This window comes from Lysobacter solisilvae, from assembly GCF_016613535.2.
GTDB classification, from domain to species: domain Bacteria; phylum Pseudomonadota; class Gammaproteobacteria; order Xanthomonadales; family Xanthomonadaceae; genus Agrilutibacter; species Agrilutibacter solisilvae.
In genome coordinates this window covers 3,902,416-3,922,016 of sequence record NZ_CP071518.1, presented here as the reverse complement: position 1 = coordinate 3,922,016, position 19,601 = coordinate 3,902,416, and the positions used below count along the sequence as shown (strand labels likewise).

Sequence of the window (19,601 nt, the reverse complement as noted above, 5' to 3'; positions counted from 1 at the left end):
GTCAGCCTCCCAGGCCTTCGTGCGCGCGCGCCTGCTCGGCGAGCGCCGGCCTGACGCGCGTCCTGATCAGTTCGATGAGGGGCGCGAACTCCTCATAGCGCGGCAGGACCTCGTCCAGGTAGCCGAAGAAGCGCGGCACGTCGGCCAGGTACTTGGGCTTGCCGTCGCGGTGCCAGAGGCGCGCGAAGATGCCGATGACCTTCAGGTGTCGCTGCACGCCGATCCAGTCGGCGTCGCGGCGGAACCGGGCGAGGTCGGGGACGGGCAGCCCCGCCGCGCTGGCGCGCTGGTGGTAGTGCCCCAGCCAGACGTCGACGCGTTCGACTGGCCAGCTCAGGAATGCGTCCTTGAACAGGCTCAAAGCGTCGTATGCGATGGGGCCGCGCACCGCGTCCTGGAAATCCAGGACGGCCGGGCCATCCTGCGCGGGCATCAGGTTGCGCGGCATGAAGTCGCGATGGACCAGCACCTGCGGTTGGGCGAGCGCGGCATCGATCAGGTGGCGGTACACCCGGTTCAGCCGGTCCATGTCCTGGCCATCCAGCGACAGGCCCAGGTGGCGTCCCAGATACCACTCATCGAACAGGCGCAATTCGCGGTCGAGCAGGGCCTCGTCGTAGGCGGGAAAGCCTTCGGGGCACGGCGCGGCCTGGATCCTCAGCAACTGGGTGAGCGCGTCGTCGAAGAGGGCGTCGGCGTTGTGTGGACCGATGACATGCAGGTAGGTGTCGGCACCCAGGTCTTCAAGCAGCAGAAAACCCGCCTGCGTGTCCTGCGCCAGGACGCGGGGGACGCGGACGCCGCCAGTCTCCAGAAGGTCGCGGATGCGCAGCCACGGACGCACGTCCTCCTTGTCCGGTGGAGAGTCCATCACGATCACACTCGCAGGCCCGTCACCGGTGAGGGCGGCGCGCCAGTAGCTGCGGAAGCCGGCGTCCACCGAGGCGCGGTGCAGTTCGAGTGCGGCCTGGCCGCTGGCGTCGCGCGCCCAGGCCAGGCGGGCGTTTTCGCGGTCGGAGATCGGCAGGTCTGGCATTGGCGGCGTCGTGCGGAGGGCAGGGCACAGGATAAACGGGCCCCGCCTCCGTGGGCCAAGCCAGGGGATGTGCTGATCCCAAATGCAAGCGATCCGTGCGTCGTGGCACGGATCGCATGATGCCGGCAAGACGAAATTGCGGGCGGCGCGTACGCCGCCCGCGGGTTTCAGGCTTCCACCGCCAGCGCGCCGGCTTCCTGCGCCGCCAGCCAGTCGTCGTCGGAACCCTCGCTCACGCCTTCGAACAGGAAGGTGGACAGGTAACGCTCGCCGGTGTCGGGCAGCATGGCCAGCAACACGGTGCCCTCGGGTGCGCGCTGGGCGACCTGCAGCGCGGCCGCGACCGTCGCGCCGGCGGAGATACCGACGAACACGCCTTCCTCGGATGCCAGCCGGCGTGCGGTGTCGCGCGCGACGACCTCATCGATCGGCAGGATTTCGTCGGCAATCGTGCGGCTCAGGACCGCCGGCAGGAAGTCCGGCGTCCAGCCCTGGATCTTGTGGGGCTGCCACTCCTTGCCCGAGAGCAGCGCGGCGCCCGCCGGTTCGCTGGCAATGACCTTGAGATCCGGGCGGGCCAGCTTCAGGACTTCGCCGGCGCCGGTGATGGTGCCGCCGGTGCCCCAACCGCTGACGAAATAGTCCAGCCGCCGGCCGGCGAAATCGCGCAGGATCTCCGGGCCCGTCGTGCTGCGATGGTAGGCCGGGTTGGCTTCGTTCTCGAACTGGCGTGCGAGGAACCAGCCATGCCTGTCGGCGAGTTCCTTAGCCCTTCGCACCATGCCGCTCCCGCGTTCGGCCGCAGGCGTGAGGATGACTTTCGCGCCGTAGGCGCGCATCAGCTTGCGGCGTTCGATCGAGAAGGTCTCGGTCATCACGGCGACAAACGGGTAGCCGCGCGCCGCGGCCACCATCGCCAGGGCGATGCCGGTGTTGCCGGAAGTGGCTTCGATGATGGTCTGGCCGGGCTTGAGCAGGCCTTTGCGTTCGGCATCGAGCACGATGGCGAGGGCGAGGCGGTCTTTTACCGAACCGCCGGGATTGAAGGCTTCGTTCTTGGCGTAGAGCGTCACGTGCCGCGGGGCGATGCGGTGCAGCCGGACGATGGGGGTGGAGCCGATGGTGTCGAGGATGCTGTCGTAGATGGCCATGTGTCTGTCGTGTTCGCGGGGGAAGGGGCGCGGGAACATCTGCTTCTACGCGTACGGACGTCCGGTCGCGTAAGGGTTTCGTTTGGTCCGCGGTTCAGGCGGCCAGTTCCAGTGCGGCACCGGCGCCACCCAGCGGCGCCTGGCCGAACCAGTGCAGCTGCGTGGCCAGTGCCGCCACTTCGCCGATGATGAGCAGGCTCGGCGCGCCCACTTCGTTCAAACGCGCGAGTTCGGGCAATTCGGCCAAGGTGCCGACGATGACCCGCTGTTCAGGTCGCGTGCCGTTCTCGACGATGGCGAAAGGGGTGTCGGGACTGCGGCCGTGTGCCATCAGCCGGTCCCGCAATCGCTCGAGGCCCGCCACGCCCATGTAGAAGGCCAACGTCTGCCGTTCCTGCGCGAGGGCGGCCCAGTCCAGGTCGTCATCGCCGCCTTGGGTGTGGGCGGTCACCAGACGCACGGACTGCGCAATTCCGCGATGCGTCAGCGGGATGCCGGCATACGCGCCGCAGGCTACCGCCGCGGTGATGCCGGGCACCACTTCATAGTCGATGTCATGCGCGTGCAGCGCCTGCAGTTCCTCGCCGCCGCGACCGAACACGAAGGGGTCGCCGCCCTTGAGTCGCACCACGCGCTGGCCGTCGCGCGCGCGTTCCACCATCAATGCATGAATGCGCTCCTGCGTGGCCTGGTGGTCGCCGCCCACGCGCTTGCCGACTTCGATCATCTCGGCGTCGCGGCGGGCCAGCGCCAAAACCTGCGGGCTGACCAGCCGGTCGTGGAGGACGACGTCCGCTTCGTTGAGCAGGCGCAGCGCGCGCAGGGTGAGCAGCCCGGCATCACCGGGGCCGGCACCGACCAGTGCCACCCGGCCGCGGGGCGCTGCCGTCTCGGCCGCGAGGGCCTGGCTCAGGGCCCGGTGCGCGCGCGCCGGCTGACCGCGTCGGAGCATCCCGGGGATCGGCCCGGCCAGCACGCGCTCGAAGAAGCGGCGCCGCGCGGCCAAGTCCGGTAGTTTGCGGCGGATCCGGGTGCGTGCCCGGGTCAGCAGCTGGGCCAGCGGGCCCAGGCTTTCGTCCAGTTGGGCTTCCAGCGTCTCCCGCAGATGGCGCGCGAGCATCGGCGCACCGCCGCCGCTGGAGATGGCGATCTGGACGGGCCCGCGTTCCACGCGGGCGGGTAGCTGGACCGTGGAGAGGTCGGCGTCATCGACGACGTTCGCCCACAGGCGGCGGGCCTGGGCCAGCCGGCTCACCTCGGCATTGACCGCGCGCTCGTCCGTGGCCGCCACCACCAGCCAGGCGTCGTCCAGGTCACTTGCCTGGAAGCACCCTGCGCGATGTTCTACGGACCCCTCGTCCCGCCAGGCCGCCAGCAGCGGATCGAGCGGGCCCGGCGCGACCACCCGGATCCGCGCCCCGGCCCCGCGCAGGGCTTCGGCCTTTCGCCGCGCCACGGGCCCGCCGCCCACCACGACCGCCAAACGGCCCCTCAGGTCGGCAAAGACCGGAAAGAGCGGGGTGGGGGCCGGCGGGGCGGCGGCAGGCGGGACGACATCGGGGGCGGGCATGGCGGGACTGCGCAGGGGTGTTTGAGGCAACCTAGCGTTGCGGCGGGGGGCCGGGAAATGACACCCCGCTGTGGCTTCATGCCTCGTCGGCATGACCGGCGCTGGACATCCCGTCCGTCGCCCGGTTAATGTCCATCTGTTCATCCGCATAAAGAGATATCAAAAAATGAAATCCTTCCTTATTACCTGGTGTTTCCACATGGACTTCCACGCGTCGACCGTACTTCGCACCAACGCGAACCCCTCCGAACCCCAATCGACACCGCCGCCGCCATGACCCTGACCCAGCTCCGTTATTTCGCCGCCATCGCCGATTCCGGCCTCAACATCACCGTCGCCGCCGAGCGCGTCCACGCGACGCAGCCAGGCCTGTCCAAGCAGCTCAAGCAGCTTGAGGACGAACTGGGTTTCCTGCTGTTCGCACGCAAGGGACGCAGTCTGGAAAGCATCACCCCCGCCGGTTCGCAGGTCCTCGCCCACGCGCGCCGACTGCTGGCCGAAGCGAGCAACATCCGCTCCTACGCCGCGAACCAGCGCCGCGACGGCCATGGCCGCCTCCTGCTGGCCACCACGCACACCCAGGCACGTTTCGTGCTGCCTCCGGCCATCGCGCGGGTCAAGCAGGCCTATCCACGTGTCATGGTCCACCTGCAGCCCAGCGCCGAAGGCGACGTGCTCGACCTGCTCGCGCGGGGCGAAGCCGACATGGCCCTGATCAGCACGGCGGGTGAAGCGCCTGCCGGTGGCATCGCCGTCCCGCTGTTCCGCTGGAAGCGGATTGTCCTCGTGCCCCGCAACCACGCGTTCGCACGCAGCGGCGCCGCGCCGACGATCGCGCAGCTGGCCGCGCACGCCATGGTGAGCTACGAATCGTCCCTGCGGCCGGATTCCTCGCTGCGGCGCGCATTCGCGCAGTCGGGCCTTGAACCGCAGCTCGCCATGACCGCGCGCGACGCCGATCTCATCAAGACTTACGTACGCGCCGGGCTCGGCGTCGGGCTGCTCGCCGAAATGGCGTACAGCGAACGCGAGGACACTGATCTGGTCGCACTCGCCGCGCCCCAAGGCCATTCCCGAATGCATCGCCTGGGCCGTGCTGCCACGCGAACGCGTGCTGCGCGACTACACGGTCGACCTGCTGCGCACGCTGGCGCCGCAGATAGACGTGCGCGACCTGCAGCGGGTCCTCGCGGGCAACCAGGAAGCGCATTGGCCGGCGCCGCCCCAGTGGACTGAAATGACCCAGACCATCACGGTCTGACGGGCGTCGGCGCGATGGCCTGGCGCCATCTCGCCGCTTCGCCACGTGAAACGGGCACGCCAAGGCGTGCCCGTTCTTGTTTCTGCATCAGGCCGCCCGATCGGCGCTTTCCCAGGATTCGTGGAGGCCGCACTCGCGCTTGAGTCCGAAGAAGCGCGTGTCCTCCTCCTCCATGCCGTCTTCCAGCCGACGCGTGGTGTGCACGTCACCGATCGACACGTAACCTTCGTGCCACAGCGGGTGGTAGGGCAGGTCGTGCTGCTGCAGGTAATTCCACACGTCGCGGTCGCTCCAGTCGGCCAGCGGGTGCAGCTTCCAGCGGCCGTCGTGGAGTTGCAGGAAGTCGATGTCGGCGCGGCTTCGCGACTGCGCGCGCCGCAGGCCGGAAATCCAGCTGCGCGCACCCAGTTCCCGCAGCGCGCGTTGCATCGGCTCGACCTTGCGCAGGCGGTTATAGCGGTCCAGTCCATCCACCCCCTGCTCCCATAGGCGGCCCATGCGCGCTTCCATCCACGCGATGCCAATCTGCGGGCGATAGACGTGCAGGTTCAGCGACAGTCGCTGGGTGAGTTCATCGATGAAGCGGTAGGTCTCGGGGAAGAGATACCCGGTGTCGATCAGGATGACCGGAATGTCGGGCTTGTGTGAGGTGACCATGTGCAGCGACACCGCCGCCTGCGCTCCGAAACTCGACGACAGGGCGTGCCCACCGGCGAGATTGGCGAGGCTCCAGGCGACGCGCTCGGGTGCGGTCTGCTGGCCAAGCCAGGTGTTGAGCGCGGCAAGTGCGCGTGGAGATTCGGCGGCGGTGATCGGGTCGGGCGGACTCATGCGACCAGTTCGAGGGCAATGGGCCTGCCGGCGGCAACCACACCGGCGCGAACGAGGAAGTCGCCGAAGTGCTCGCCACGCTGGCGGCCGTGGGCGAACGCCGCGAGCAGGTCGTCGAGCGCGGCCAGGATCGTGGCCTCGTCGATGTTCTCGCGGTAAAGCGTGTTCAGGCGCTGGCCGCGATGGTCCGCGCCCAGCATCAGGTTGTAGCGCCCCGGCGCCTTGCCGACGAGCGCGATCTCGCCCAGATAGGGACGCGAGCAGCCATTGGGGCAGCCGCTGATGCGCAGGTTGATCGGCTGGTCCAGGAGACCGTGAGTGGCAAGCAGCGACTCGACGCGACCGACCAGATCGGGGAGGTAGCGTTCGGCCTCGGCCATGGCCAGGCCGCAGGTCGGCAGCGCGACGCAGGCGATCGCATTGAGGCGCAGCGGCGAGGCGGCGCGGTGGCCATCCAGGCCGTGGTGTGCCACCAGCGCATCGATGGCGCCGCGCTGTGCGTCGGTGATATTGGCGATCACCAGGTTCTGGTTCGGCGTCATGCGGAACTGCGCCGCGCCGCCGTCGGCATCCAGATGCCTGGCGATCTCGCGCAGGCCGCTGAGATGGGTGAGGCCATCGCGGTCCCAGATGCGGCCGGCGACGATGCGCAGGGTCAGGTGCCAGCGTCCATCCTCGCCCTGGGTCCATCCGAAGCGATCCCCGTTGTGGACGAATTCGAAGGATCGCGGCGCGCCGAACCCGACGCGCGCGCGCCGCGCCACTTCCTCCCGGAACTTCGCCAGGCCATGGTCGTCGATGGTGTACTTGAGCCGCGCGCGCTTGCGCACATCGCGGTTGCCCCAGTCCCGCTGCGTGGTGACGACGGCCTCGGCCACTGCCGTCACCTGGTCCGGCGTGATGAAGCCGATGATGTCACCCAGTCGCGGATAGGTCTCCGGGTCGCCATGGGTAGCGCCCATGCCGCCGCCGACCGTGACGTTGTAGCCGGCCACGCGCCCGTCCTGGACGATGGCGATGAAGCCCAGGTCCTGTGCGAACACGTCGACGTCGTTGTGCGGCGGAATCGCAAAGCCGATCTTGAACTTGCGCGGCAGGTAGCTGGCGCCGTAGATCGCTTCCTCCTCCTCGCCGCTGCCAGCCACGCGTTCCTCGTCCAGCCAGATCTCGTAGTACGCGCGCGTGTTGGGCAGCAGGTGCGTCGACAGCGCGGCGGCCTGGTCGTGGACAAAGGCGTGAGCGCGCGACAGATGCGGGTTGGCGGCCACGACGATGTTGCGGTTGACGTCGCCGCACGCGGCCAGCGTGTCGATCAGGGCGGCGTTGATCGCCTGCATCGTGGGCTTGAGCCGCCCCTTGATCACGCCGTGGAACTGGAACGCCTGGCGGGTGGTGATGCGCAGCCCGCGCTCGGCGAAGGTCGTGGCGACGGCGTCGAGCTTGAGCCACTGCGCCGGGCTGACGACGCCGCCGGGCGTACGCGTGCGGATCATGAACGCATAGGCAGGCTCCAGCTTCTGCTGGCGGCGTTCCTCGCGCAGGTCGCGGTCATCCTGCTGGTAGCTTCCGTGGTACTTGATCAGGGTCTGGTCGTGTTCGGCCAGCGCGCCGGTGACCGGATCGCGAAGCGATTCAAGCAGAGTGCCGCGCAGCCGGCCGCTGGCCTTCTTGATGGCCTCGACGGAGTGGGCGCTCATCGGCGTGCTCCGGATGACAGGATGGAGTAGGAATAGGGCGGATTCATCAGTAGACGTCCCGGGCGTAGCGACCTTGCGCCTGCAGGTCGTTCAACTGTTCCTGCGCCTGCGCCGTCGACACGCCACCATGCTCGGCCAGGATCTCGATCAGGGTCGCGTGCACGTCGCGCGCCATGCGTGTCGCGTCACCGCAGACGTACAGGTGGGCGCCACCGGCCAGCCAGGCGTGGAGACGGGCGCCGTGTTCGCGCAGGCGATCCTGCACGTACACCTTGTGGGTCTGGTCGCGGGAGAAGGCCAGATCGAGGTGGTGGAGTTCCCCGCGTTCCAGTGCGCGTTGCCATTCCAGCTGGTAGAGGAAGTCGCTGCGCGCGTGCGGATTGCCGAACAGCAGCCACTGACGGCCGCCGGCGGCATCGCTCGCGCGGTCCTGAACGAAACCGCGGAAAGGCGCCACACCGGTGCCGGGGCCGATCATGATCACGTCGCGGCTGCCATCGCGCGGCAGGCGGAAACGCTCGTTGTGTTCGATGAACACGCGGATGCGCTGGCCTTCTGCGACCCGCGCCAGGTGGTCGGAGGCCGCACCCCAGCGCAGGCTGTCGGTGGCGCCGCTGCCATCCACGCTGTATTCGACATGGGCGACCGTGAGGTGGACTTCGTCGCCGACCACTTTCTGGCTCGAGGCGATCGAGTACAGGCGCGGCGCCAGCGGCCGCAGGGCGGCCACCAGCTCTTCGCCCGTCCACGGGGCGGGATGCGCGCGCAGCGCGTCCAGGACCTGGTCGCGCGCGAAGACCTGCGCCAGTTCGGCGGTCCGGTCGGGGGCGAGGAGCGCATTGAGCGCCTCGTGGCGACCCAGTGCCGCCAGGCGGGCGAGGAAGGGACGCGACAGGCGGGTGATCTCCCGGTGCTGGGCCAGCCACTCGCGCAGTGTCCGCGTGCGGCCGTCGAGGGTGACCTCCAGCGCGCCGTCGATGTCGGTTGCGGCGAGCAGCGCATCGACCAGTCGCGGTGGATTCACGGGCCAGACGCCCAGGGCGTCACCGGGTTCGTAGCTCAGGCCCGAGCCTTCCAGCGAGATTTCCACGTGGCGCACGTCGCGATCGCTGCTGCGCCCGGTGATGCGCTGGTTGACCAGCACTTCGGCCAGGAAGGGCTGTTCCCGAGTGTGCACTGGGGCGGCGCTGGCGAGCGGCCGCAGCGGCGTGACCGTCGCCATCGGGGCCTGCGGCCGCAGCGATTCCCGCGCGGCGTCCAGGACACTGGCCAGCCACGGCACGGACGCCGTCTCGACATCCAGGTCGGCGTCCACGCGGGGCAGCCATCGCGTTGCGCCCAGCGACTCCAGGCGCGCGTCGAGCTGCCGGCCGATCGCGCAGAACTGCGGATAGCTGGAATCCCCCAGCCCGAATACCGCGAAGCGCAGGTCCGGCACGCGGGGCGCGCGCTTGCCGAGCAGGAACTCGACGAAGGCGCGGGCGTCGTCCGGCGGCTCGCCGTCCCCTTGGGTGCTGATCACCACGGCGATATGGCGCTCATCTTTCAGATGACGCGTGGCATAGGCGTCGGCGCGCACCAGTCGGGTCGGCAGTCCTGCCGTTTCGAGTTGCTGGGCGAGGGCCTCGGCCACGCGGCGCGCATTACCGGTCTGGCTGCCGTAGACGATCGTGAGTGGGGAGGCCGTGGCGACGTCGCCCACCGCCGGCGGGGTGCCCGGTCCCGCGGGTAGCCCCTGTGCGCGGGCGAGGCCGGCCGCGTACCCCGACAGCCACCACAGTCCCGCGCCGTCCAGTCCGTGGGTGAGCCGCTCGAGCAGCGCCGCCTGCTCCTGCGAGAGCAGCGACGGCGGCGTGGACACGGCTGGAAAGGCGGACATCGCGGGGCTCGGCGTATTTCGACAGCCATGAGGCTAGGCACCGCGCCGGAACGGGGGAAAGGGTGCTTGGTTATGCGCACATGCCCGGGGCTCATTTCCTCGCGTTGCGGGGCCTTCCAATACTGCATCCACGCCGCCGGGTGCCTGCTGCCGGGCGCACCGCGCAGATCCACGACCCCTCGCCAGCTCCCCCTGCATCGCCCGGACCGTGCCGATATGGTCAGATAGCCGCGGCAGCCGTCCCGCCGGCAAGAACCGAAAGCACGCTCAATGTCCGCACAGCCCGACCTCAACCATGTCCTCGCGCCTCCCGCGCTCAGCCACCTCGACCGGCTGGAGGCGGAGAGCATCCACATCCTGCGCGAAGTGGCCGCCGAGTTCCGAAAGCCGGTGATGCTTTATTCGATCGGCAAGGACAGCTCGGTCCTGCTGCACCTGCTGGGCAAGGCCTTCGCCCCCGGGCGTCCGCCAATCCCGCTGCTGCACGTGGACACCGGCTGGAAGTTCCGCGAGATGATCGCCTTCCGCGACCGCCGCGCGGCCGAGACCGGGGCCACGCTGCACGTGCATACCAATCCCGACGGCGTGGCGCAGGGCATCGGGCCCTTCACGCACGGCGCTACCGTGCATACCGACGTAATGAAGACCCAGGCGCTCAGGCAGGCACTGGATCTGCACGGATACGACGCCGCCATCGGCGGCGCGCGCCGCGACGAGGAGAAGTCGCGCGCGAAGGAACGCATCTTCTCGTTCCGCAGCGCGCAGCATCGCTGGGACCCCAAGAGCCAGCGGCCGGAGTTGTGGAACCTCTACAACACGCGCATCCACAAGGGCGAATCGGTGCGGGTGTTCCCGTTGTCGAACTGGACCGAGCTGGACGTGTGGCTGTACATCTACCGCGAACGCATCCCGGTGCCCTCGCTGTATTTCGCCGCGCCCCGACCGGTCGTCGAGCGCGACGGTGCGCTCATCATGGTCGATGACGACCGCCTGCCGCTGCATCGGGGCGAGCAGCCGTCCATCCGGCGCGTCCGGTTCCGAACGCTGGGCTGCTACCCGCTGACCGGGGCGATCGAATCGGAGGCCGACACGCTGGAAAAGGTGATCGCCGAGATGCTTGTGGCCACCACGTCCGAGCGCCAGGGGCGCGTGATCGACCAGGATCCCTCCGCCTCGATGGAGAAGAAGAAGCAGGAGGGCTACTTCTGATGAACGCCGAACGCAACGCATCGGCTGCGGTGGCTGCCTATCTGCAACAGCACGAGACGCGCGGGTTGCTGCGCTTCATCACCTGCGGCAGCGTGGACGATGGCAAGAGCACGCTGATCGGACGCCTGCTGGTGGAAACCCGCGGCCTGTTCGACGACCAGCTGGCCGCGCTGGATGGCGACAGCCGCCGCCATGGCACCCAGGGCGACGCCATCGACTACGCGCTCCTGCTCGACGGCCTGCAGGCCGAGCGCGAGCAGGGCATCACCATCGACGTGGCCTACCGGTTCTTCGGCATCCAGCACCGGAGGTTCATCGTCGCCGACTGCCCCGGCCACGAGCAGTACACGCGCAACATGGCCACCGGCGCATCGACGGCGGACCTCGCGGTGGTGCTGGTCGATGCGCGCAAGGGCCTGCTCACTCAGACCCGCCGGCACAGCTACATCGCCGCGCTGCTGGGCATCCGGCACGTGCTGCTGGCGGTCAACAAGATGGACCTGGTGGAATACGACCAGGCGGTGTTCGAGGGAATCCGCGAAAGCTACGGCGTACTGGCCGGCCAGCTGGGCATCGACCATGTCACCGCCATTCCACTGTCCGCGCTGGAAGGCGACAACCTGCTCCTGCGCTCGCCGAACACGCCCTGGTACCAGGGGCCCAGCGTGATCGAGCACCTCGAGGGCGTGCAGATACAGCCGCATGGACGCGACGTCGGCTTCCGCCTGCCGGTGCAGTGGGTGAACCGCCCGCACCAGGATTTCCGCGGGTTCGTCGGCACGATCGCATCCGGCGCGGTGAAGCCGGGAGACGAGGTCGTCGCGCTGCCTTCGGGCCGCCGCTCGCGCGTGGCGCGCGTGATCGCGGCCGGTGGGGATGATGCGACTGCCGCCTCGGCGGACCAGGCGGTCACGCTCACGCTGACCGACGAACTCGACATCAGTCGTGGCGACGTGATTGCCTCGGCCGCGCAGCCGGCCCAGGTCGCCGACCAGTTCGCCGCGCATTTGCTGTGGATGGGCGACCAGCCATTGCTGCCGGGCCGGCCGTACTGGCTGCGGATCGGCACGCGCAAGGTGAGTGCGAGTGTCACCGAGATCAAGCACCGCATCGACGTCAACACGCAGGAGCAGCTCGCCGCCAAGCACCTGGGCCTCAACGAGGTCGGTTACTGCAACCTGCACCTGGACCAGCCCGTTGCGTTCGAAGCCTACGTCGACAACCGGGCGCTGGGCGGCTTCATCCTGATCGATCGCCAGACCAACGCGACCGTGGGCGCGGGAACCCTGGACTTCGCCCTGCGCCGCGCCGGCAACATCCATTGGCAGCACGTGGATGTCGACAAGGCCGCGCGCGCCCGCAGCAAGGCGCAGGTGCCGCGCTGCGCGTGGTTTACGGGGCTCTCCGGTTCGGGCAAGTCCTCCATCGCCAACCTGGTCGAGAAGCGTCTGCACGCGATGGGGCACCACTGCTACATCCTGGACGGCGACAACGTCCGCCACGGTCTCAACAAGGACCTGGGCTTCACCGACGAGGATCGGGTGGAGAACATCCGGCGCGTGGCCGAAGTGGCGCGCCTGATGGTCGATGCCGGCCTCATCGTGCTGGTCAGCTTCATCTCGCCGTTCCGCGCCGAGCGCCGCATGGCGCGCGCGCTGTTCGACGTGGACGAGTTCATCGAGGTGTTCGTCTCCACGCCGCTGGAAGTGGCTGAAGGACGCGACGTGAAAGGCCTGTACGCCAAGGCCCGCGCCGGCAGCATCCCGAATTTCACCGGCATCGATTCGCCCTACGAAGTGCCCGAACGCGCGGAGCTGGTGCTGGATACCGTCGAGCAGACGCCCGAAGCGCTGGCGCAGCTGGTCATCGATCGCCTGTTGGAATAAGGCACCGCCGGCAGCGCATCAACACCGCGGAAAAAAAACGCCCGGATGATCCGGGCGTTTTCCGTTGCGATGGAGCGCGGGCTCAGCAGCAGCCGTGGTCGCCGTGCTGCTCGCCGCCGGCCACCGCCGCCACGCCGCGGGTTTCGCCCCGCTGGCTGGCCTCGTGGTGCGCGGCGATCACCCGCGAAACGCAAGCGGTGACGCGCTTGCCCATCGGGATGTGCAGGAACTCGTTGGGGCCGTGCGCATTGGAATGCGGGCCGAGCACGCCGGTGATCATGAACTGCGCTCCGGGGAACTTCTCGCCCAGCATGCCCATGAACGGGATCGTGCCGCCTTCGCCCATGTACATCGCGGGCTGACCGAAGAACTCACGGCTGCCCGTGTCGATGGCCTGTTCCAGCCAGGGCGACATCGCCGGCGCATTCCAGCCGGTACTCGCCTTTTCCAGGTCGAGCATCACCTGGGCGCCATTGGGCGGGTCGCGCTCGAGCTCGTGCTTGAGCAGGTCGCCGGCCTTGCGCCCATCGAGCGTCGGCGGCAACCGCAGCGACAGCTTCACCGAAGTGAAGGGCCGGAGCACGTTGCCGGCCGACGACAGCGGCGGCATGCCGTCCACGCCCGTCACCGACAGCGCCGGACGCCAGGTGCGGTTGAGCACCAGTTCGTTGAGCTCCGACGCCATCGGCGTCATGCCCGGCAGCAGCGGGAACTTGTCGAACACCGCCGTATCGAGCACGCGCGCGGCTTCCTTCGCCTGCGCTTGGCGCTCGGCGGGGATTTCCGCGTGCAGCCCGTCCAGCAGGATGCGGCCGGTATCCTCGTCCTCGATGCGCGAGAGCAGCTGGCGGACCAGGCGGAAGCTGGAGGGCACGATGCCGGAGGCGTCGCCCGAATGGACGCCTTCATCCAGGACCTTGACGGTGAAGTTGCCGCCGGCCAGCCCGCGCAGCGACGTCGTGCACCACAGCTGCTCGTAGTTGCCGCAGCCCGAGTCCAGGCACACCACCAGCGACGGCTTGCCGATGCGGGCGGCCAGGTGGTCGACGTAGGCCGGCAGGTCGTAACTGCCCGATTCCTCGCACGCCTCGATCAGCACCACGCAACGCGAGTGGGGCAGGCCCTGCTCCTGCAGCGCCATGATCGCGGTCAGCGAGCCGAAGATCGCGTAGCCGTCGTCCGCGCCGCCACGGCCGTAGAGACGATCCCCCTTGATCACCGGCTTCCACGGGCCGAGGTCGTCGTCCCAGCCGGTCATCTCGGGCTGCTTGTCCAGATGCCCGTAGAGGATGATGCAATCCTCGTCGCTGCCGCCGTTGCTGGCCGGGATCTCGATGAAGATCAGCGGCGTGCGCCCCTCCAGCCGCACCACCTCCAGCACCATGCCCGGGATCGTCTGCGCCCGCGCCCACTTCTCCATCAGCGCCACCGCGGCATCCATGTAGCCATGGGCGACCCAGTCGGCGTCGAACATGGGCGACTTGTTGGGGATGCGGATGTACTCGACGAGTTGCGGAACGATTTCCTCGTCCCATTTGGCGGCGACGAACTGCTCGATCTTGCGGCTGTCCATGGGGTTTCCTTTGCGAACCGGACCGGACCGGCCCGGAGCCGGGCCGTGAAATGGCGGCCAGTCTAGCGCAGGTGGGATTTTTCCTACCCGGCGGGTCGCCGGATTCCGGTCCGCGGAGGCCGTGAATGCCGACGCGCAGCCGGACCCGGCCGTCGAGACTGTGCCCACCGACGGACGCCCGCCGGAATGGAATTCCCTCAAACCCGTACAAGGAGCTGTCATGAACGCGTTCGCCACCCTGCTCAAGTCCCTGACCCTCACCCTGCTGCTCTCGGGCGCCGCCTTCGCGGCGGACCGGGTCAACATCAACACGGCCGACGCGGCCACCATCGACCGGGTCCTGCTCAACATCGGCCCCAGCAAGGCCGAGGCGATCGTGGCCTACCGCAAGGCCAACGGTGCCTTCAAGAGCGCCGACCAACTGGCCCTGGTCAAGGGCATCGGGCTGAAGACCATCGAGAAGAACCGCGACCGCATCGTCTTCGCCGGGGGCGCGGCGCCGCCCGCGGCGAAGAAGGGCCCGGCACCCGCGGCCCGCGCCGCCAAACGCTGACGGCTGCAACATTCGGGGGCCACGATGCCCCGAGGAGTTCAGGCCCCCGGGACGACAGGGCCGCCGGACATGGATGTGGTGGCCCGTCGGCGAAGGGACTCGCCCCCGGGTCACGGCTGCCGGGCCCGCGAACGCCCGCTAGACTGTCGGCATGCTCGAATCCGACGTCCGCCGGTCCTGGGTCATTCCCGCCAACGAATATCGCCGCGAACGCTGGCGCAACCAGCAGGGCTGGACCCGCGAAATCCATCGGGCTCCCGCCGACGGCGACTGGAGTTGGCGCCTGTCGATTGCCGAAATCGAACGTGATTCGGCGTTTTCATCTTTCCCGGGCGTGGATCGCGAGCTGGTGCTGCTGTCGGGCAACGGCGTGCGCCTGCGCTTCGACGATGGCGAGGTCCACGACCTGCTGCCACCGCACGACAAGCTCAGGTTCCAGGGCGAGCGGGGCGTCACCGGTGAATTGATCGACGGTCCGACGCACGATTTCAACCTCATGTGGCGGCGGGAGAAGGTCAGCGCCGAACTCTGGCACCGGCCGCTGGTGGGGCCGATGGTGATCTTCGCCGATGCCGGCGCGACCTGGGCCGTGCACCTGCTGGCAGGCCGGGTCCGGTTTGCCGACGAGTCTGGCCTGTTGCCGATGGAAGCCGGCGACACCGCCATCTTCCAGGCCGGGCCGGACCATCGCCTGCGGCACGTGATAGAAGGCGGCGGCGAACTGCTGGTGGTGCGGGTCCAACCGCGCATTCCCAGCGGTTGACCCCAATGGCTGCAACCCGCTGAAGCCCGTCGGTCGAACAGTGGGGCACTGCAGCGGGCCCGCCGGGATCACCGGAATGGCTCGGTTCGGACCGGGTCTTCAGGGCCGGAATTCGTTTGGCGCGCTACCCGGACGACCGATGCCGTCAATCCGTTCAGGACGTTCGGCGGTCACACCAGCGCCGGGATCAGCACCGCCGCCAGGATCAACGCGGACAGGCCGAAGATGCTGGCGATCATGTCCTTCGCCGTACGGCCGCGGGCCCACATCCAGATGCCCGACAGACCCAGCAGCAGCATGCCGATGGCAAAGCTGTCGGCCAGCAGATTCCACAACCAGCCGCCGCCGCTCCCCTTGTGGAGGCGCCCGATCGCAGCCAGGAACGAGTGGCTGGCACGCTTGACCTCGGCCTTGTCGCTGCCGGGCGCATATTCCACCGACCACGAATCACTTGCCGTGCCGCCGCTGAAACTCCACTTCATCGGGCCCTTCTTGTCCTTGCCGCCCTTGCGGATCACCTGCGCATCCAGTCCCTGGGTCTGGCGCAGCCACAGCGACAGTTCTTCCGGGGTGGCCCTGGCGGTGGCCGGTACGGCCAGTTCGATGCGGCCAGCCTCTTCGGTCTTGCCCTGTGGCCAGGCGTTGTCGCCGAAGCGGTTGTTCATCACCAGCCCGGTGAAGCCGTAGATGATCGCGGCCAGCGCGCCCCACGCGCCGATCCACAGATGCAGCTGGCGCACGAAGCGGTAGGTGGTGTTGCTGCGGCGGCGGGCGAGTTCGGCGGGCGTGGCGGTCGTGGCGTTCATGGCAGGTCTTGTTCGGTCAGGCGCGTGCGGCGGCTCAGGTGTCGGCCCAGCGCCGCAGGAGGTTGTGATAGATGCCGGTCAGCTGCACGGCTGCGGGTGAATCGGGCAGGTCGCGGTGGACCTGCTGGGTGGCGCGGTCAAGGTCATACAACAGCGTGCGTTCGCCGTCGTCGCGCACCATGCTCTGGATCCAGAAGAACGAGGCCACGCGCGCACCGCGCGTCACCGGGCGGACCAGATGCAGGCTGCTGGCCGGATACAGCACCAGGTCGCCGGCCGGCAGTTTGACGTTGTGCAGGCCGTACGTGTCCTCGACCACCAGTTCGCCGCCGTCGTATTCGTCCGGCGCGCTCAGAAACAGCGTCGCCGACAGGTCGGTGCGGATGCGGTGGGGCGTGCCGCGTACCTGGCGGATGGCGTTGTCGACATGGCTGCCGAAGGACTGGCCGCCTTCGTAGCGGTTGAACAGCGGCGGGAAAACCTTCAACGGCAGCGCCGCGGAGATGAACAGTGGCGATCGCTGCAGCGCCTGCAGGACCACGTCGCCCAGCTGCTGCGCCACCGGTGAGTCCTCCGGCAGTTGCTGGTTGTGCTTGGCCTGCGCCGACTGGTAACCCGCCGTGATGCGGCCGTCGGCCCATTCGGCCTGGTCCAGTGCCCGTCGGAACTCGGCGACCTGTTCCTGGCTTAGAACCTGGGGTACCTGCAGCAGCATGGAGCCTCCGGATGCACACGGGTCATGTGCGTCAAACCCACGAGCCCGGCGCGAGCCGGCCCTACAGCGTGCCTGTTGGCGGCTTCCCTGCCAATGCGGGGGGATCCAGGCGGTCCCGCCGCGGGTATCGCAGCTCCATCGCGTCCGGCCATGCCAACGCGCTGTGCGCCGTCACGGCCGCGCGCACCGATGCGGCCTGCATCAGAAGCTGAAATCCGCGCTCAGCATGACCGTGCGCTCGGCGCCGGGGATGTAGTGCCCGCCGCCCACGCGATCCACGTATTCCTTGTTGCTCAGGTTGTAGGCGTTCAGTCGCAGGCCGACGGCCTCGTTGATGCGGTAGCCGACCATCGCGTCGTACGTGGTGTACGACTTCGCCAGGCGCTCGTTGGCGGTGCTCGTCCAGCGCGATCCGACATGCTGCACCCCGAACCCGACGTCGAAGCTGTCGTTGATCCGGTAGCTGGTCCAGAGGTTCGCGCTGTGGCGCGGCGTGTTGGGCATTTCATTGCCCACTTCCGCCGGCAGGGCGCGATTGCTGAGGATCTCGCTGTCCAGGAACGCGTAACCGAAATTGACCGTCCAGTCGCGCGTGATGCGGCCAGCGGCCCCGACCTCGAAGCCGTCGACGCGCTGCTTGCCATCCAGGGCGTAGGTGGTGGAGGCCGTGGGATCGACGTCGATGCGGACGTTGGTCTTCTCGGTGCGGAAGATCGCCGAGGTCAGCGACAGCCTGCCTCCCAGCAGGTCCCACTTGGTGCCCAGTTCGCCGGTGCGGCTTTCCTCCGGCGCCACGTCGGCCAGGGCGGCATTCAGGCTCATGCCCTCGGCCGAGGGATTGAACGAGGTGCCCAAGGCGGCATAGATGCTGCCGTTCTCGACGGGTTTGAACACCAGTCCGATGCGCCCGTTGAGTTCGGTATCGGTCCGGCCGTACGTCACTCCCTGGGTGAGCGCCTCGGTCTCGAAGCGGTCCCAGCGCAGGCCGCCGGACAGTTCCCAGCGCGGATTGAACGTGACCGTGTCGAACACGTAAATCGCCGCGGAATCGGCCTCGGCACGCGCATCGTTGTGCGTATCGCGCGCCAGCGGCGCGAACGCGCCATGCGGATCCGGGTTGAACAGGTCAGTCAGCGGCGTCGTGCCGGCCGAGGTGTCCTCCATCCGCGCATGGTTCCTGGATTTCTCGTGTGCCAGTTCCAGGCCGACCAGCAGCGCGTGTTCGATCGAGCCGGTAGTGAGGTCGGCACGCAGGTTGGTGACGTTGGTGAGGATGCCGTCGCGGCTGTCGCGGGTCTTCGGCGCTGCGCGGGTGATGTCCGTACTGCCCGGATCGGCGGTAAAGCGGGGCGCGGTGATGACCGAGTCGCGGTACGACGCGCCCCAGCGCGTGATGTTCTCGAGGTTCACCGTGTCGCCGAAAGCGTGCTGCACGGTGACGGTGGCCAGGTCGGTGCGCGTGTTCTCGTAGTCGCGTTCCAGGATGCCGTACCACGTGCTGCGATCCACTGGCGCGGTGCGGTTACGGCTTTCCGGAAGGGCGTTGTTGGTGCCCGGCACCCACGGCTGGCCGTAATCGGGCACGTTGTCCTGTTCCAGGTGGAACAGGCTGACGGTGGTCGTGGTGTCGGTTCCCAGGCCGAAAGACAGCGTCGGCGCCACGCCGAAGCGCTGGTTCTCGACATGGTCGCGGCCGTTGATGCCGCCGTGGTGGCCCATCAAGTTCACGCGGAACGCGCTGGTCTGGCCCAGTTCGCGATTGAAGTCGGCGGTGACGCGCGCCATGCCGCCATCGTCGGCGCTCACGCCGATGTCGTTGAAATTGCCGGCGCGGGCCGTCTTGCTGGCGAGGTTGATCGAACCGCCCGTCGAGCCGCGGCCACTGTGGGTGGACGAGGGGCCCTTCACGACTTCGATCTGTTCCAGGTTGAACGGGTCGCGCGAATAGCCGCCGAAGTCGCGGATGCCATCGATGAACAGATCGGTCCGCGCGCTGAAGCCGCGCAGGGTCAGGTTGTCGCCCGCCGGCACGCCGCCTTCGCCCGCCTGCATGCTGATGCCCGGCACGTTGCGCAGCGCATCGCGCAGGCTGGTCACGCCCTGTTCGCGCATCAGTTCCGCAGGCACGATCGTGACGGACTGCGGCGTATCCAGCAGCGGCTGGGTGAACTTCGGGGAGACGGGACGTTTCTCGTGGACGCCCTGGACTTCGACGGCATCGAGGTCGGTCGCGGCGGCCTCGAAGGCGTGGACGGGGGACGCGAGCGCGAACGCAAGGGCGGCGGCCAGCGGCGCGGGGGCCGGAATCTTCCTGACGGGCATGGGGTCTGAGACTGAAGAATGCGGCTGCGCGCCGCGGCGGGGCACATGTTAAATGAGAACGGTTCGCAGATGCAAACGATTCGCGTTTGGTGTGCGGCGACGGGGCAGCGGATGCCGCCGGCGTTCCGCCATTGCCAGAGTGGCGGACCGGCTTGATTGAGGGTGCCTCCGCGGGACAGCTCCGGCTGGACCCCGGTCGCTGGTGAGCAGAAGGGCAATCCCCGGGGTGATCCCCCTCAACGCCGGCGACAACTCCGTAGCCGCTCGCCCCGCGACCAGTTTCGGTCGCCCGGCTTCAGCGCGCGCAGACCGCAGCAACCGGCACGCCAGCGCAGCGGCCATGGCATCG

At 68.6% G+C, this 19,601-nt stretch carries 14 protein-coding genes and 1 pseudogene; 5 read left to right on the top strand and 10 right to left on the bottom strand.

The window, feature by feature from the left end:
- Position 1: 1 nt before the first annotated feature.
- The 3 genes from I8J32_RS17340 to cysG all read right to left on the bottom strand — a co-directional run bounded on the left by I8J32_RS17340 (position 2) and on the right by cysG (position 3,757).
- Positions 2 to 1,036 carry an aminoglycoside phosphotransferase family protein gene (locus I8J32_RS17340; RefSeq protein WP_200613970.1) on the bottom strand — a complete coding sequence of 345 codons (1,035 nt, stop codon included), beginning with the start codon at positions 1,034 to 1,036 and terminating at the stop codon, positions 2 to 4.
- A gap of 167 nt (positions 1,037 to 1,203) precedes the next feature.
- Positions 1,204 to 2,187, bottom strand: coding sequence for a cysteine synthase A (gene cysK, locus I8J32_RS17335; protein ID WP_200613968.1), 984 nt, complete (start codon positions 2,185 to 2,187; stop codon positions 1,204 to 1,206).
- A 94-nt stretch (positions 2,188 to 2,281) separates the two neighbouring features.
- A complete protein-coding gene (cysG, locus tag I8J32_RS17330; RefSeq protein WP_200613966.1) occupies positions 2,282 to 3,757 on the bottom strand; it encodes a siroheme synthase CysG in 1,476 nt (491 codons plus the stop codon).
- Positions 3,758 to 4,030: 273 nt separating this feature from the next.
- On the opposite strand from cysG, the pseudogene I8J32_RS17325 reads away from it, so the two are divergent.
- A pseudogene (locus I8J32_RS17325) lies at positions 4,031 to 5,018 on the top strand (LysR family transcriptional regulator).
- Between the two features lie 87 nt (positions 5,019 to 5,105).
- Here the strand turns inward: I8J32_RS17325 and I8J32_RS17320 are convergent.
- Genes I8J32_RS17320 through I8J32_RS17310 form a run of 3 tightly spaced genes read right to left on the bottom strand, consistent with a single transcriptional unit; the run spans position 5,106 to position 9,425 of the window.
- Positions 5,106 to 5,849: a phosphoadenylyl-sulfate reductase gene (locus I8J32_RS17320; RefSeq protein ID WP_200613963.1), complete on the bottom strand. Its 744-nt coding sequence runs from the start codon at positions 5,847 to 5,849 to the stop codon at positions 5,106 to 5,108.
- On the bottom strand, positions 5,846 to 7,546 hold the full coding sequence (cysI, locus tag I8J32_RS17315) for an assimilatory sulfite reductase (NADPH) hemoprotein subunit (protein ID WP_200613961.1): 1,701 nt from the start codon (positions 7,544 to 7,546) through the stop codon (positions 5,846 to 5,848). Before cysI ends, I8J32_RS17320 begins: the two co-directional genes overlap by 4 nt.
- A gap of 46 nt (positions 7,547 to 7,592) precedes the next feature.
- Positions 7,593 to 9,425 (bottom strand): assimilatory sulfite reductase (NADPH) flavoprotein subunit, encoded by a 1,833-nt coding sequence (locus tag I8J32_RS17310; RefSeq protein ID WP_200613955.1) that lies wholly within the window; start codon positions 9,423 to 9,425, stop codon positions 7,593 to 7,595.
- 270 nt (positions 9,426 to 9,695) lie between these two features.
- On the opposite strand from I8J32_RS17310, the gene cysD reads away from it, so the two are divergent.
- Together cysD and cysN are read left to right on the top strand one after the other, a co-directional pair.
- Positions 9,696 to 10,634 carry a sulfate adenylyltransferase subunit CysD gene (gene cysD, locus I8J32_RS17305; protein ID WP_200613954.1) on the top strand — a complete coding sequence of 313 codons (939 nt, stop codon included), beginning with the start codon at positions 9,696 to 9,698 and terminating at the stop codon, positions 10,632 to 10,634.
- Positions 10,634 to 12,520, top strand: a complete 1,887-nt coding sequence (gene cysN / locus I8J32_RS17300; RefSeq protein WP_200613952.1) for a sulfate adenylyltransferase subunit CysN — start codon at positions 10,634 to 10,636, stop codon at positions 12,518 to 12,520. Before cysD ends, cysN begins: the two co-directional genes overlap by 1 nt.
- Positions 12,521 to 12,602: 82 nt before the next feature.
- On the opposite strand, the gene I8J32_RS17295 is transcribed toward cysN, so the two are convergent.
- The gene (locus tag I8J32_RS17295; protein WP_200613951.1) at positions 12,603 to 14,093 is read right to left on the bottom strand and encodes a M20 family metallopeptidase; all 1,491 of its coding nucleotides are present in this window, start codon (positions 14,091 to 14,093) and stop codon (positions 12,603 to 12,605) included.
- A gap of 220 nt (positions 14,094 to 14,313) precedes the next feature.
- On the opposite strand from I8J32_RS17295, the gene I8J32_RS17290 reads away from it, so the two are divergent.
- Both I8J32_RS17290 and I8J32_RS17285 read left to right on the top strand, forming a co-directional pair.
- Positions 14,314 to 14,646: a ComEA family DNA-binding protein gene (locus I8J32_RS17290; RefSeq protein WP_200613949.1), complete on the top strand. Its 333-nt coding sequence runs from the start codon at positions 14,314 to 14,316 to the stop codon at positions 14,644 to 14,646.
- A gap of 151 nt (positions 14,647 to 14,797) precedes the next feature.
- Complete coding sequence (locus I8J32_RS17285) at positions 14,798 to 15,409, top strand: HutD/Ves family protein (protein ID WP_200613948.1); 612 nt, start codon at positions 14,798 to 14,800, stop codon at positions 15,407 to 15,409.
- 170 nt (positions 15,410 to 15,579) lie between these two features.
- On the opposite strand, the gene I8J32_RS17280 is transcribed toward I8J32_RS17285, so the two are convergent.
- The 3 genes from I8J32_RS17280 to I8J32_RS17270 all read right to left on the bottom strand — a co-directional run bounded on the left by I8J32_RS17280 (position 15,580) and on the right by I8J32_RS17270 (position 19,252).
- Positions 15,580 to 16,215 (bottom strand): PepSY-associated TM helix domain-containing protein, encoded by a 636-nt coding sequence (locus tag I8J32_RS17280; RefSeq protein WP_200613947.1) that lies wholly within the window; start codon positions 16,213 to 16,215, stop codon positions 15,580 to 15,582.
- 34 nt (positions 16,216 to 16,249) lie between these two features.
- A complete protein-coding gene (locus I8J32_RS17275) occupies positions 16,250 to 16,930 on the bottom strand; it encodes a Fe2+-dependent dioxygenase (protein WP_200613946.1) in 681 nt (226 codons plus the stop codon).
- A gap of 201 nt (positions 16,931 to 17,131) precedes the next feature.
- Positions 17,132 to 19,252, bottom strand: coding sequence for a TonB-dependent receptor (locus tag I8J32_RS17270; RefSeq protein ID WP_200613945.1), 2,121 nt, complete (start codon positions 19,250 to 19,252; stop codon positions 17,132 to 17,134).
- Positions 19,253 to 19,601: the final 349 nt, after the last annotated feature.

Coding starts and splice junctions, on each gene's coding strand:
- I8J32_RS17285 (WP_200613948.1), top strand. CDS start 14,798: ATGCTCGAATCCGACGTCCGCCGGTCCTGGGTCATTCCCGCCAACGAA.
- cysK (WP_200613968.1), bottom strand. CDS start 2,187: ATGGCCATCTACGACAGCATCCTCGACACCATCGGCTCCACCCCCATC.
- cysN (WP_200613952.1), top strand. CDS start 10,634: ATGAACGCCGAACGCAACGCATCGGCTGCGGTGGCTGCCTATCTGCAA.
- I8J32_RS17295 (WP_200613951.1), bottom strand. CDS start 14,093: ATGGACAGCCGCAAGATCGAGCAGTTCGTCGCCGCCAAATGGGACGAG.
- I8J32_RS17310 (WP_200613955.1), bottom strand. CDS start 9,425: ATGTCCGCCTTTCCAGCCGTGTCCACGCCGCCGTCGCTGCTCTCGCAG.
- I8J32_RS17320 (WP_200613963.1), bottom strand. CDS start 5,849: ATGAGTCCGCCCGACCCGATCACCGCCGCCGAATCTCCACGCGCACTT.
- I8J32_RS17275 (WP_200613946.1), bottom strand. CDS start 16,930: ATGCTGCTGCAGGTACCCCAGGTTCTAAGCCAGGAACAGGTCGCCGAG.
- I8J32_RS17290 (WP_200613949.1), top strand. CDS start 14,314: ATGAACGCGTTCGCCACCCTGCTCAAGTCCCTGACCCTCACCCTGCTG.
- cysG (WP_200613966.1), bottom strand. CDS start 3,757: ATGCCCGCCCCCGATGTCGTCCCGCCTGCCGCCGCCCCGCCGGCCCCC.
- I8J32_RS17270 (WP_200613945.1), bottom strand. CDS start 19,252: ATGCCCGTCAGGAAGATTCCGGCCCCCGCGCCGCTGGCCGCCGCCCTT.
- cysI (WP_200613961.1), bottom strand. CDS start 7,546: ATGAGCGCCCACTCCGTCGAGGCCATCAAGAAGGCCAGCGGCCGGCTG.
- I8J32_RS17340 (WP_200613970.1), bottom strand. CDS start 1,036: ATGCCAGACCTGCCGATCTCCGACCGCGAAAACGCCCGCCTGGCCTGG.
- I8J32_RS17280 (WP_200613947.1), bottom strand. CDS start 16,215: ATGAACGCCACGACCGCCACGCCCGCCGAACTCGCCCGCCGCCGCAGC.
- cysD (WP_200613954.1), top strand. CDS start 9,696: ATGTCCGCACAGCCCGACCTCAACCATGTCCTCGCGCCTCCCGCGCTC.